Below are 13,550 nucleotides of genomic sequence, written 5' to 3'. Positions count from 1 at the left end.
TGGCATGAAGTATTTAATTGATAGTTACAATGCTTATATGGTAGATGGTGGTTTACTAGACAAAGGTTGGCAAGTAGTCAATTGGTTCTTCGTAGGCGTTCCATTTTTTATTCTAAGAATGTGTGCATCCTTCTTTCTCTTTTGCGAAAATATTGTCAATCAATCGGATTTTTTCATTGCGAAACAGACCGAAGTTTTTAATATGTCGGTACGAATACTCAATAATTTTGGCGGTACTGGCTTTGGTGCAGGTAGTTTAATGGGCTTAGCAGTTATCTTTAGTGCCTATTACCTCTTAGCGAACTTCTTCTCCAATCATCAGAATTTTATGAAGGTCTTGCTACATTATTTATTCGTAGCATTCATTTTCTTTGGTTGGTTTGGACAAGTACCGACTGCACAAGGGAACTTCAATACCTCTACATTTCTTATCAAATCCGTTACCGAGGTAACAAAAGTAATCCAATCACAATTTATCGCAGGGGCGAATACTTCTTCTGATTCAAATCAAGGAGGAAATGGTGTCTATCAAAGTCCAATGTTTGATGCGACTGTGCAACAAACATTTAATTTTGTAAATAGTGGTTCATTGGATGGCAAGATGGCAAATGGGGACAAGATAGATGAGAAGAAATTATTAGAATCACCAAATCTATCGGAAGAAGATCGCACGAATTTTATAAAAGAGAGAGACGAGTATCTTAGTTCCCTTGAAAAAGTGAATCCTTATTTTTCTCAAGATGGTGTAAAAACGATGGAAAAAAGCTTTGCCATTTGGGTAGGGATCGCCAATTTATTTATTTTAGCTTTTCCAGTGATTTATATTAATATCATGCTGATGGTCATTCAGATTCTTGTGATCCTACTGATACTAGTGTTTCCAATTTTTGCCTTGGCTTCCTTTTTCCCAAGATGTCAAACCTTGATGTTCAAATTCTTTAAAGCATTGTTTGGTATTTTATTTTTACCAGTCATTTTTGGGGTGTTTATTGCTGTCCTATTTTGGGTCAATCGACTAATCGATCAAGCCTTCTTAGGGATAATCGTACAGATCAATGAAAGTCTTTTAAACGTCTTATCAAATGGCATGGTTCTTTTAGGAACAATGGTCTTAATGATTTTGGTGAAATATATCTTTTTAAAGAATCTTTGGAAGAATCGTTACCGGATCATTAGTTTCTTTTCTGAAGGACAAATTCAGCAACCGGCTTTTGAAAAGCAAGTAAATGAGAAAGTCAAAGAAGGAACAGAAAATATAGTCGAAAAAACAACTGCCGCAGCCCAAGTTGGTATTGGTGGCTATACAGGCAATATGGGAATGGCATTACAAGGTGCTTCAGCACTCATGTCCGGTCAGGACAAAGCAATGAATTTAGGAAATGAACATTTTACCGAACCAAATCCACGTTTTTCTGGATTGAAGCAAGGAATGGAATCATTCTTTCAACCGGAGAATCCAGAAGAAACAGAGGCACCAACGTACGATGATGTTCAATTAGAGGAAGAAATGAGTGAATCATTGGAAGGTGAGTTAGAAAATGGTCCTGCTTCTTTCCAAGAGTTGGAAGAAGAAGCGTTCGATGATTTTGAATTGGAAGATGTCCCAACTGGAATACAGGATGAAGATCCAACAGTTGATCATTCGTTGACTGAATCGGATGAATTGGTTATCGATGAATCACAACTTGGAGATGATCTAATGGAACAAACCATCGAAACAGAATCAGATATAGTTGAACAAGACTTTGAAGCACCTGAACTAGTAACGGAAGTACCAGAAATAGGAGAAGCTGCAACAGAAGTCTCCATTGATAATTTTGATGAATTACAATTTGCTAAAGAAGAGCAAGCCTTTTTTGACCAAAAACATGATCCGGAACTACTAGTAAATGATCCAGTCAATCAAGTGAATCAAGTATCTTTTAATCAACAATGGGAACATACCGGATGGACAGAATCAGAAGAACAATTTTTCTCGATCGATGAAGAAAAACAATCAACACAACATGAGGTAGAAGACTGGTGAAAAAATCAGTCTTCTTTTTTTTAGAATTGAGGTGAAAAATGAAAAAAAAGGCGTATCTAGTTATAGGTAGCTGTTTTGTATTCTTAGTACCTTTCCTTTTATTTTTAGGTGTCTTTTCTTCTAGTCAAAACGGTGATACTTCCACGTTTGATCCAATGACACCACAAGAAGAAGTTGCGTTGGAAGTCGCCAATTTTGTTCAGCAACAAGGAGGAACAAAAGAATTTGCGGCTGCATGGATTGGCAATATGGAACACGAAAGTGGCTTGATTCCATCAAGAATCCAAAGTGATCTCGCTTTTAATCCGATTTGGGCATACAATCCAGCAATTGGTGGATATGCAATAGGATTAGCACAATGGGATTCAGGTAGACGTGTGAATTTATTGAATCGAGCAGAAGAACAGAAACGAAAATGGGAAGAAGTCGCCATTCAAATGGACTTTGCTTGGTACCATGACGGATCAGATAGTACGCTCCTAAAAAATATGTCTTCCGGTACAGATACGGAAAGTTTAGCCGTTAATATTTTAAAGTACTGGGAACGTGCAGGTACAAAAGATGATCCTGTGGAACAGAACAAACGAAAAACTAGTGCAAATAATTGGTATCAACGTTTATTTGAAGGGTCACTAGGAAATGGTTCCGCCAATATTGGTGGTGGCAAAATTGACATTTTGGAAGACGTGATGGGTCAAATGATCAATGGTGGTCAGTGTTACGGCTTAACTGCCTACTATGTACAAAAGCTTGGCGGTCCACAATTGATGGGGTCAGGTTTTATGTATGCAGAATCGATTGGCAGTGATTACGACTGGAAAGCGTACAATTGGGAGGTGATTTTCAATCCAAAATACTCGGAGTTAAAAGCAGGAGATGTAATCAATTGGTATGCAGGACAAGCACTTTCTCCTGGAACATACGGACATACCGGTATTATTGCAAGTATTGAAGGCGATGGAAAATTTACAACGTATGAACAAAATGCCGGACAAGGACAAATTTGTGCTAGATATTCGCGACAATGGGGCAGAGAGTTTACTCGTGTATCAAGTATTATCAGAAAAGAATAAAGGAGGAACTACATGTTTTTGCAAACAGGCTTGAATCGAAGACAAATGAAACAAATTTGCGAGAAATTTGGTTGCAAGAAAAAAGAATTTGCCGTTCGTCGGTTTGAAGATGGCTATCTCGTATCACTGAATAATAAAGAGTACAAGATCAAGTTTTCAGCTGGTCGCTTTTCACAAATCGTTTATGCAAAAGAAATGATTCGTGTACCAACAAATAAAAGAAAGCAGGTCAATCAATGAAACGCTATTATCTAGTTGGGCTAATTCTAGGGATCGTATTATTAACTGGCTGCGGTCAAGAAGAGAGTCAATCAACAACACATACGACAACAAGCAGCGTAAGATCAATGGAACCTGTAGGAGTCAGTACGATCCAATCAACAGAAGAAGCAGAAACCAGTGAAACGACAGAATCAAAAGAAGCGACTAAGACGATAGAATCAGAAGAGAAACACACAGAGAATGACAACATGGAACTCTTACAAAAATACGGAGAAGCCTATGCCAATTTTAAAAGTCTTAACCACCGCAATGAAAATCTCAAAGACTTGATGACAGAAGAATGTATCAAGATGAACGGCATCGATATTGAAACTGGCAATGGTCTTGGCAGTGAAGGAAAAGTAACAGCTATTTATCAAAACGATAAAGAAGAGTACGCTGTTTTATTAGACTGTATTCAAAATGGTTCACCGATCCGGATTTTGTTGTTGGCAAAAGTAGAGGGTGGGAAAGTGGCGGAGATGACTTATAACACGTTGAAGCAGGAGTATTGAAATTAGAATCAATTAGTTTTAGATTATTAGAGAATGAAAGTAGGTAAATTATTAATTCATACATAAAGATAATTTAGATTGCTTTTCTCTGTATACTAAAATAATAAAATATAAACACTTGATTTGTGCTTTTGTTCTTCGTTAAGTTACTTCAAGCAGATTATTAATTACCATATTACTCAGAACTAGGATAAACGTAATTGATCAAATTATAAAACATATTATATATTCTTGGAACTTTTAATAATGTTGGTATAATATGGATAAAGCAATAAAATATAATTCTATAAATGAATTTATTTTAGAAGACATGTGTTCACGTATAGTATGCTTTTTTTTATTAGTTAGACAAAATATCTGAGTTGTTATTTTAAAAACAAAAAAATTCTAGGGAGCGTGAATTGAATGGCCGCCAAATTAAAGAAATTAATAATGGAAAAACAGTGGAATCAGTTTGATACATTTGAAATGGATTTTCATAATAAGGTTACTATAATAACTGGGAAAAATGGTGTAGGAAAAACAAGTTTATTAAGAATGATTTCTCGGACAGTATCGCCAGATCAGCAAAGTGAGTTGTGGTCTGGCTTTGATGATATGGATAATGTACAGATTAAAAATGTTATGAATATATTGAAAACAGTACATCCGTATCTAAACCTAAATGATAAAATCCATATCCCTGATAATTTGTCAAAATCAATAGCTGAACTTTCAAAAGAACAATTAAAAAACAGTACTTCCCTCACAACTATATCTGTAATTGATTTTGATGATGCTCAGGTTAAGATTGATTTACCAATTAATTATAGTTCATCGAAAGAATGGGGATATAATTTTGAGCTTCAAATAAAAGAAAAAGGGAACTCTGATTGGGAAAATTTTTCACCTAAGTATACTTCAGGAAGTGTAAATCATAATTCATACGATCCTGGAATTTCTATTAGTTCACATAAATTCCCATATATATATTCTAAAATTGATTATATAGAAAATGGTATAAAAGAGAAGAATGATTATTTTGCAAAATACCTAGAAATTACAAATTCGCAATTTAACATTTACTCTTGGGCAACTGACTTAAGAAATCCCCACAGTATAGTTAAACAATCGTTAATATCTATGATACTTTACAGTTCTCAAAGTCACTATATGAAAAACACTCCATCATTTAAAAGTGAAGTAGAAAATTTTGTGAAATTATTAAAGATTGTTTTACCAAAGGAACTAGCATTTGAAAATTTGATTTTAGATAATGAAACAGGTGAGCTTATATTAGAAACAGCTCACGGAGATTATCTTATGGATAGTGTATCTGGTGGAGTAGGTGCTGTAATTGATTTGGTTTGGCAAATGTTTATGGCAGTTCCCGAAGGAAAACCATATTTTGTTCTAATTGATGAAATAGAAAATCATTTACACCCTTCTTTGCAAAGAGATATTCTACCTAAATTATGTGAAGCTTTTCCTCAAGTACAATTTGTTATATCAACTCATAGTCCTTTTGTTGTTAGTTCTGTTGAAGATTCTTATATTTATATATTAGATTTTAAAAATACAGGAAAAGTTAAACCTGAAAAAATTGAAGAATACGCTATAAATTTATCTACCTCTATAGATGATACACTATATAATGTATTAGGGATTTCTAGTACACTACCATATTGGGCTGAAAAAAAGTTTTCTAAAATATTAAACAAATATAAAGGTAAAACGTTGAATGACGATGATTATATAGATCTTTTGAAAGAAATGAAAGATTCTAATTTAGAATCTATGACTAATGAATTGATTTACAAAATGAATGGTGGAGATGAGGATAGTGACTAAAATAAAAAAAGGACCTATTCCTATTTCATTACAGGATAAGAGTTCCAATTGGACTCAACAATTATTAGATGAGATTGATAAATATGCTAATGATGCAACTAAAGTTGCAGAAAAATTTTGGAATAAATATAGAAAAGAAGATATAAAAAAAGCTCTAAAAGAAGAATGCTTTGGTAAATGTATGTATTGTGATACTAAAATTGGTGTTTCAGACTATGAGCAAATTGAACATATTTTACCAAAAAAGTTAAACCCTGAATTAACATATCAATGGAGAAATTTAGGTTGGGCTTGTCAAAAATGTAATGGGTTAAAGAAAGAAAATGAAATTATAAATCCATATGAAGAAGACTTTGAATTAAAATTTAAAATCAATATTTCTATGTGGCTGACTCCGAAAAGAAGTGATGACTATAAAACAAAATTTTTTATAGAAGTATTACAGCTGAATAGTCGAGTAGATTTAGTTGCTAAACGGTGTAGTATTTGTAATGGATTTGAAAATAACTTAATGAAGTTAAAAGAACTTATTGATAATGAAGATCCTAACGCTAAATATTTCTATAAAACATTAATATTAGAAATGGAACAGGATAAAGAATATTATATCTTTAAAAAAAATATTCATAATAATTTTTTTAAAATCAATGGCATAAATTTAGATTTATTAAGATAATTAAAAGCCCTATATAAACAAAATTTTTAGATATTGGAGGAATGATGAACAGTTTTTCGGAAAATGAAATCTGGCTCAACAAACAAGGCATACTCAACCGCTTCGAAGGCTTAACCAAAAGCACGTTAAACGTCTGGTTGATGGAAATGCGACAGAGTCCGGAGTTTTATCAGTATGTCATTAATCCAACACAACGGTTGGTTTGGATCAATCTAGAAGGGTTTATAAAATTTTTAAAATGGAAGGCACATGAGCGAGGGTTTTGATTCCTATGCTTATGTGCTTTTTTATTTGGAAAGGAGGATGTTCTGAAGGCTTCAGATTATAAACAGTATTTGCGAAGTGCCTATACAACGATTGATAAGAAAAGTTATTTGCGGACATTTCAGGTCTACTATGATCCGGTCAAAGAGAAAACGAGAAAGAAAAGTGTGAATTGGAAAGCTAAGGGATTTAAGAGTGAGCGACAAGCGTTGCGCTATTTGTATGAAGCGATTGAAAAAGAATTTCAGAAGTATACGGCTTTTTCTAATGGCAAGTACTGTGAGACGTTTGGTGAACTAGTGGTGCTTTGGTTGAAGGCGTGGGAGCCGACGGTTCGTCAAACGACTGCTGATTATCAGAAGCAAATATTGCAGCGGTATCTGATGCCTTTTATCGATGGACAGACTCCTTTAAAACAAGTCACTCCTTTATTAATTGAAGGGGTATGGGCGGATATCTTGTTAGTACAAACGAAAAGAAAGAAGGACTATCTGGAACAAGCGACGTTGGAAAAAATTCGTTCTTTGTTAAAGCAGGTTTTAGCCTATGGCTATCGACATGATCTGATCCAATTTGAGTTAAGGAAAATTGAACTAAAAATTCCTGCTGATCGGAAAAGAAAATCACTACAACGCCGAAAGAAAAAATTTTTAGAGAAAAAAGAAATCCAGTTATTATTAGAAGCAATCAACGAAAAGTATGAGCAGAATCACGAAATCAATAAAATGAACAAATTATACTTAGATGTAGTAGAATTTTTAATCCGCAATGGATTAAGAATTGGGGAATTAGGGGCGTTGACAATTGACAAAGTAGACTTCACGAACTGTAAGTTGCGTATCGATGAAGGACTAGTAGCTGCTGGTCGAACGGTGAAAGAGTATGTGCGGAATCCGCCTAAAACTCTCTCTTCTGTCAGAGAAGTTGATTTGGACCAGCGATCGATCGCAATCATTCAGAATCGAATCCAAGTAAATCAAGCACGCCAAAAAGAAATGAAGCAACGTCGAAAAGGTGAATATAAGAAAACCTACTATAATAAAGAAGGCTATTCATCGATCCGAACAATTTCTGCTTCAAAAAAATTTATTGAGTCAGCTACCATTTTCCAAACACAAAACGGCACACCAGTTGTCTATCACTCGTTAAATGAATTTTTAAACGGTCAAGGCAAGAAACAATCTAGCTCTTCTATCCAAGCTATCATGAAAACCAAAGAACCCTCTTTCCAGAAACATTTAAGCTCCCACACCTTCCGCTATACCCATATCTCTTTACTCGCCGAAGCAGGTATGCCGATCAAAGCAATCATGGAGCGTGTAGGACATGCCAACATGAAAACCACACTGGAAATTTACAACCAAGTCTCCAATACAACTAAAGAAAAACTGATCCAAGAAATCGATTCTTGGATTTTTTAGTGGATTTGTTTGTTAAATACGTATAGTATGCGTATATAAGAGTGGTCGAAAAGCGGTACGACTTTTTGACGTAAGGAGAAAGAAAAACTAATGAAAGAAACAAACAAATCCGCAGAACATAAGGTTTCTGCTTATATCCATATCCCATTTTGTGAACATATCTGTTATTACTGTGACTGTTTTATAATGTAGTAATTTTTAAAAATAATCTATGCGCTTCTTCTGAAGTTTATTTTCTAGTAAATTCTAAGTAATAACCCTTAAATAAAAGAAGGTGTTTTGACGATTTTGATGTTAAAACATCTTTTTTTGAGCGAATTAATAAATAGTTTGATTGCATAATGTATAATATTATTGCTTCATAAACTATTTATACGTAATTTAAGGAGGGGTTATGATGAATTCAAGTTATCACAAAGTATTAACAAAAAAAGTAATTGAACAATCAAAAAGTTCTATGTGGAAGGAAGCAGTCTTAGAATGGGAAATAGAAGATATTATTGAAATTGTAACAGAAGAGGCTTCATGTATATGTGGTAAAGAAAATATTAGATATTTGTATACGATTAAAAATAATAAAAACAGTAATATCCTATTTCCAATAGGTAGTTCTTGTATAAAAAAATTCGATCGGGAAGATTTCAATAGTATTGTATCCACGCAAGAAAAACTATTTAAGCTTCTTCATGCAGTTAGGGATAGTAAATTTATCACTTTAGATAGCGAATACTTTTCTAGAAACTTGCTGGAATATTTATATGAGGAAAATGTTTTCACTCCTAATGAGTTTAATAATTGTGATGGAGAAAATGACTATAATTTTATGCTAAAAATGTTTAATCAGCGGAAAGATCCATCAAATAAGCAACAAAAAAAAATAACAGCCATCATTCTAAATTCCATAAAACCATTTATTGAAGAACGATTGAATAATAAAATTATTTTTGATACATAGTTTATTACAAATACTGATCAATAATTTGAGTGATTTATATAATAATTACAGAAAAATCGGAAAGTAGGTGTAATTATGATAACTAAACTTATTTTGAAAAATTTCAAAAATTTTAGAGATGAAGAACTTACATTTGGTAAACAAAGAAATATTTTTATTGGAGAAAATGGAGTTGGTAAAAGCACATTACTACAAGCAATCAGTCTTACTCTTAGTGGTAGTTTTTCAAGGATAGAAAAAATGGGTATCAACAATCTTTTTAATTCAAGCATCACAAGAGAGTACTGTAATTTACCCGTATTAGATAGAAACATTAATAATTTACCGGTACTATTAATTGAAGTGTTTTTTGATAAAACATGCGATGAAATAAAAAATAATTTCGAACTTTATGGTAAAGTGAACTTTTTTAATAAAGATAATTTTGGAATTCAATTGAAAATAAGTCCAAATACTGAAGACTATTATGGTGAAATACAACAAATACTCAAAATAGAAAATATGATTTTTCCTTTTGAATATTATAACGTCGAGTTTAAAACTTTTTCAGGTAAGCCCTTTAACAGTTACAAAAAATATCACAAATTTGATTTTGATTTTGTGGATACAAGTTTGATAGACACAAATACAGAACTTCAAAAACATATAAATGGTATTTATGAAGAATCTATTAATCCTTCTAACAGAAGTAAAGTAAATAGTAAATTTAGAATGACATCAGAAACGTTTATTCATGAAATGAAAACTCAAGGAATTATTGAAGAAATAGGAGATTACAATATATCGATTAATAATCATACAAGTGATGGATTTAAAGAAAAAATTACAGTAGTTAAAAATGATATAGATATAAAAAATTTTGGACAAGGTGAAAAAGTACTACTAAGTGTAGAAAACTCCTATAAAAAATTAAATGAAAAAACTAAAATTATACTTATTGAAGAACCAGAAAATCATTTAAGTCATATTAATATGCTGAAACTATTAAAAATGATAGAGAAAAATAATAATAATCAATTGTTTATAGCTACGCATTCTGACATGATAGCTTCTAGGTTGGAATTAGATAAATGTTTATTAATTACAAATGAGGGTCATATGAAATTGTCAAAATTAACTCCATCAACTGTTAGTTTTTTTAAAAAAACTACGCATTCAAATCTACTAAGATTTATTCTTAGCAGTAAATGTATACTCGTTGAGGGAAACGCTGAGTACATTTTGCTAAATAAGTTCTATAGTATGGTGACTAATAGTGAACCTTTAATGGATAACGTTGATATTATTTCTGTTGATGGTTTAAGTTTTAAACGATATTTAGAAGTTGCAAAAATTTTAAACAAGAAAACTGCTGTAGTAACTGATAACGATAAAGAATTTGATCAAAAAATTGTGCACAAATATTCAGATTATAATGATACTGCTTGTATTAAAGTATTTGCAGATACTAATATCGATAACTTTACTTTTGAAGTATGTATATACAATGAAAATCAAGAGTGGATTAAAGAGAATAATATTGCTGAAACGTCAGATATATTGCAGTGGATGTTATCAAATAAAGCAGAAGCAGCTTTTAGGATTCTAACTATTTTAGAAGAGAACGAGTCAGATTTTAAAATCCCAAATTATATTAAGGAGAGTATACTTTGGATAAAAAGCTAATTCATGCAGTGGCAGGTAGTGGGAAAACGCGAGAAATAGTTGAGTCATTGTGTACTAATAAGAGAATTGCAATAATAACATATACAATGGCTAATCAAGAAGAATTGAAAACTAGAGTTATAAAAAAGTTCGGATATATGCCTGATAATATTCATATATTTGGTTTATTTCAGTTTCTCTATGATTTTTGTATACGCCCAAGTGGATCATTCCCAAAATTAAAAGGTTTTATACTAGCGAATGAAAATCCAAAATATAATCAGTCTTATCACAATTTCAAATATTTTTATAGTAACATGATGTCAAAGTATATTTTAGATAATAAAAATGAAGTAAACTACTTAAATCGAATAAATCTTTTTTTTGACTGTATTTATATTGATGAAGTTCAAGACATTACCAGCTATGATTTTGATTGGATTTTGAGTCTTGCAGAAGTAGATGTAGATTTACTATATTTTGGAGATTTTTACCAAAAAACTTTTTCTTCTTCAAATAACGGTAATAAAGGAAAATCAATTCATTCTAATTTTAATAATTGGAAAAAATATTTTATAGAAAATGGATTTAAATTCGATATAAACTCCTTAAATAGTTCTTACCGTTGTAGTAAAAGTGTATGCGACTTTATTAAGCAAGTCGGAATCGATATTGAATCTAACAAAATACAAAATTATGAAGTAAGAGAAGTAATTGATGAGCAAGAGATTAACTTAATAATGAAAAACGATTCGATAAAAAAACTTTTTTACCAAAAACACTATAATTATAACTGTAATTCGCAAAATTGGGGAAATAGCAAAGGCCTAGAGTTTAACTGTGTTTGTGTAGTTCTAAATAAAGCTACATATGAGAAGTTTAAAACTAAATCACTCAGCAAATTAGCTACATCTACTAAATGTAAATTTTATGTGGCTTGCACAAGGACTAAAGGAGACCTTTACTTTGTCGAAGAAAAAAAGTTAGCTAAATTTAAAAAATCCGATAGCAAATAATTTTGTTGTTGATTCACACTTTAATGTTATAAAAACTTAATGTTTGAAAATAAAAAGTTTAATAATATCTATTAGAGTGAAGAATAACATAGGTTTAGTACTTAGTATATCTAAACTAATATATTATCAAAGCTTTTACAATGGAAATTGGTTAATACGACTTCAAGATAGAAAATAGATATTTTAAGAAATCTATTATAAAATATGTAAATCAATGACAGGGGTATAAATAATTAAGAAGCTTGTAAGCTCTATTATGGGTATAATTATTAGTGAATTCTAAGTATTGAATAATCCTTACTCTCAATTTTGATTTGCTTATGCTAAAATAATTAGCTATATCATCAAAATTACGAAATTCATTAAGAGCGTATCTTAAAGCTCGATCATTAGCCATCAAAATACTTGCTCCAATATCTGCTGCAACTTCTTTATCAAAATCTTCTGGCAAGTAATCTTTTTGTAAAATAAAATCAGAAAATGCATGAGATTCACTAAGATAGGAATAATCCCTATAATAGTGAATAATCTCATGCATTTTTGTGAAGTTCTTATAATCATCTGATAAATTTTGATTTGTCGTGATAATAAATTCGTCTTGAACTTTGCTAATTGATCCGAGCAATAATTTATTTAAATTACTTTTGAATTTATAGTCAATGAATTCAATATTTTCAACCTCAGTCATATATTGCTCGATGTCGGAGCATCTAATGTATTCGACTTTCTTTGATAGATGTTTTGCTGCTTTGTTTGCAATGTCATTAGCAAGATCTGATACTTCGTAATAAAGACCATCGCAAATACAGTCCAAAACAAAGGCTCTCCAAAATCATTTCTTATTTTTCTTGGCTTTAGCTCGTTGAATTAAAAACTCCATGTATTCATTTATTTCTTCTTCAAGTTCTTGAATATCCTCAACTTCCATGTCGGCAGTATTGAGCTTGAAGTGAGAAAGAATGTTATTACCAACACTTTCGTCACTATCAGTAGGCGCACTAGGATCAGAAGTTCGATTTAGTAGGTAGTCAGCAGAAACGTTAAAGAAATCTGCTACCATAGCAAGCTCGTTTTCACGTATAGGGCGAGATCCTAGTTCTATTTTTTTGTAAACACTAATATTAATGTTTAAAGCATCAGCTACTTCTTTTTGAGTAAATCCTCTATTTTCTCTTAACTTCTTTATTTTCTCGTATGTTTCCATTTCAGAACTCCCAGATCTATTTTAATATAGTTTATCATATGAACTTTTGAATAAATAAAAAAGTTCTATTTTACTCTTGACGGTTCTATATAGAGATGTTATAGTTCTGATATAGAACTCAAGGTTCTTTAATTCTATAAACAAAAAAGCGTTCACGAGAAGAAAATAAATTTCTGTTCCGCAAACACTTAAGATAAATCCTAGACAAATTTATTTTAAGCGATTTGAAGGAATAATACAAGAAAGATATTTTCCTTTACGGTTATAAGTCTTGTTGAGGTGGTGTGTACCAGCCGTTGAATGGCGCACAAGGTGGCAATGGAATCTTTAAGTAGAGCCATGTTAATGATCAATTGAAATAGAAGGTTTCTAGCTTTTATCAAGGTCTAGGTTTTCCGTTTTGACTACATGTTGTGGTAGGGCATTGAAAACATTGGAGTGATTTCCGCTTGATAAATGAAGGGTGTCTATTTTTAAACGATCAGATGACTTCTTATAACAATGTCGTGAGACAGGTTAGGAGTGATTGCTGAAACATATCGAATGAAAAGATATGTAGAGGCTTAGCAAAAGGAGGAGTGTTGTACACCGTATGTCGTAGGTCTATCTAACGTGCCGTGACACGAGAAATCGTGAGCCGTTGAAGGATGATTCTATGAAACGAA

13 protein-coding genes are annotated in these 13,550 nt (G+C 31.9%); 11 read left to right on the top strand and 2 right to left on the bottom strand.

Going from position 1 to position 13,550, the window contains the following annotated elements; genetic code table 11:
* Nucleotides 1-4 precede the first annotated feature (4 nt).
* From IGJ39_RS13935 to IGJ39_RS13885, 11 genes are all read left to right on the top strand, one after another.
* Entirely contained in the window at nt 5-2,026 is a 2,022-nt protein-coding gene (locus IGJ39_RS13935) for a hypothetical protein (protein WP_438765080.1), read from the top strand.
* A gap of 38 nt (nt 2,027-2,064) precedes the next feature.
* The gene (locus IGJ39_RS13930; RefSeq protein ID WP_438765078.1) at nt 2,065-3,099 is read left to right on the top strand and encodes a phage tail tip lysozyme; all 1,035 of its coding nucleotides are present in this window, start codon (nt 2,065-2,067) and stop codon (nt 3,097-3,099) included.
* Nucleotides 3,100-3,111: 12 nt separating this feature from the next.
* On the top strand, nt 3,112-3,339 hold the full coding sequence (locus IGJ39_RS13925; protein WP_066026195.1) for a hypothetical protein: 228 nt from the start codon (nt 3,112-3,114) through the stop codon (nt 3,337-3,339).
* Nucleotides 3,336-3,875: an EF0163 family protein gene (locus tag IGJ39_RS13920; RefSeq protein ID WP_438765076.1), complete on the top strand. Its 540-nt coding sequence runs from the start codon at nt 3,336-3,338 to the stop codon at nt 3,873-3,875. The genes IGJ39_RS13925 and IGJ39_RS13920 overlap by 4 nt, the downstream gene beginning before the upstream one ends.
* Before the next feature lie 405 nt (nt 3,876-4,280).
* A complete protein-coding gene (locus IGJ39_RS13915; protein ID WP_438765074.1) occupies nt 4,281-5,705 on the top strand; it encodes an AAA family ATPase in 1,425 nt (474 codons plus the stop codon).
* Nucleotides 5,698-6,381 carry an HNH endonuclease gene (locus tag IGJ39_RS13910; protein ID WP_438765072.1) on the top strand — a complete coding sequence of 228 codons (684 nt, stop codon included), beginning with the start codon at nt 5,698-5,700 and terminating at the stop codon, nt 6,379-6,381. Before IGJ39_RS13915 ends, IGJ39_RS13910 begins: the two co-directional genes overlap by 8 nt.
* A 41-nt stretch (nt 6,382-6,422) precedes the next feature.
* Nucleotides 6,423-6,647 (top strand): hypothetical protein, encoded by a 225-nt coding sequence (locus IGJ39_RS13905; protein ID WP_438765070.1) that lies wholly within the window; start codon nt 6,423-6,425, stop codon nt 6,645-6,647.
* Nucleotides 6,648-6,716: 69 nt separating this feature from the next.
* Nucleotides 6,717-8,066: a tyrosine-type recombinase/integrase gene (locus IGJ39_RS13900; protein WP_438765068.1), complete on the top strand. Its 1,350-nt coding sequence runs from the start codon at nt 6,717-6,719 to the stop codon at nt 8,064-8,066.
* 397 nt (nt 8,067-8,463) lie between these two features.
* The gene (locus tag IGJ39_RS13895; protein ID WP_438765066.1) at nt 8,464-9,021 is read left to right on the top strand and encodes a hypothetical protein; all 558 of its coding nucleotides are present in this window, start codon (nt 8,464-8,466) and stop codon (nt 9,019-9,021) included.
* Nucleotides 9,022-9,096: 75 nt separating this feature from the next.
* A complete protein-coding gene (locus IGJ39_RS13890) occupies nt 9,097-10,686 on the top strand; it encodes an ATP-dependent nuclease (protein WP_438765064.1) in 1,590 nt (529 codons plus the stop codon).
* The gene (locus IGJ39_RS13885; RefSeq protein ID WP_438765062.1) at nt 10,671-11,681 is read left to right on the top strand and encodes an RNA helicase; all 1,011 of its coding nucleotides are present in this window, start codon (nt 10,671-10,673) and stop codon (nt 11,679-11,681) included. The genes IGJ39_RS13890 and IGJ39_RS13885 overlap by 16 nt, the downstream gene beginning before the upstream one ends.
* Before the next feature lie 211 nt (nt 11,682-11,892).
* Here IGJ39_RS13885 and IGJ39_RS13880 read toward each other — a convergent pair whose 3' ends face one another.
* Both IGJ39_RS13880 and IGJ39_RS13875 read right to left on the bottom strand, forming a co-directional pair.
* The gene (locus IGJ39_RS13880; RefSeq protein WP_438765060.1) at nt 11,893-12,495 is read right to left on the bottom strand and encodes an ImmA/IrrE family metallo-endopeptidase; all 603 of its coding nucleotides are present in this window, start codon (nt 12,493-12,495) and stop codon (nt 11,893-11,895) included.
* 18 nt (nt 12,496-12,513) lie between these two features.
* On the bottom strand, nt 12,514-12,885 hold the full coding sequence (locus tag IGJ39_RS13875; protein ID WP_438765058.1) for a helix-turn-helix domain-containing protein: 372 nt from the start codon (nt 12,883-12,885) through the stop codon (nt 12,514-12,516).
* Nucleotides 12,886-13,550: the final 665 nt, after the last annotated feature.

Origin of the sequence: Enterococcus sp. AZ140, from assembly GCF_051714405.1 — a bacterium.
Lineage (GTDB): Bacteria > Bacillota > Bacilli > Lactobacillales > Enterococcaceae > Enterococcus_B > Enterococcus_B pernyi.
Note: the sequence above shows the minus strand (reverse complement) of the source record. Positions and strands in the feature narration are given on the sequence as shown.

Coding starts and splice junctions, on each gene's coding strand:
- IGJ39_RS13935 (WP_438765080.1), top strand. CDS start 5: ATGAAGTATTTAATTGATAGTTACAATGCTTATATGGTAGATGGTGGT.
- IGJ39_RS13930 (WP_438765078.1), top strand. CDS start 2,065: ATGAAAAAAAAGGCGTATCTAGTTATAGGTAGCTGTTTTGTATTCTTA.
- IGJ39_RS13925 (WP_066026195.1), top strand. CDS start 3,112: ATGTTTTTGCAAACAGGCTTGAATCGAAGACAAATGAAACAAATTTGC.
- IGJ39_RS13920 (WP_438765076.1), top strand. CDS start 3,336: ATGAAACGCTATTATCTAGTTGGGCTAATTCTAGGGATCGTATTATTA.
- IGJ39_RS13915 (WP_438765074.1), top strand. CDS start 4,281: ATGGCCGCCAAATTAAAGAAATTAATAATGGAAAAACAGTGGAATCAG.
- IGJ39_RS13905 (WP_438765070.1), top strand. CDS start 6,423: ATGATGAACAGTTTTTCGGAAAATGAAATCTGGCTCAACAAACAAGGC.
- IGJ39_RS13895 (WP_438765066.1), top strand. CDS start 8,464: ATGAATTCAAGTTATCACAAAGTATTAACAAAAAAAGTAATTGAACAA.
- IGJ39_RS13890 (WP_438765064.1), top strand. CDS start 9,097: ATGATAACTAAACTTATTTTGAAAAATTTCAAAAATTTTAGAGATGAA.
- IGJ39_RS13875 (WP_438765058.1), bottom strand. CDS start 12,885: ATGGAAACATACGAGAAAATAAAGAAGTTAAGAGAAAATAGAGGATTT.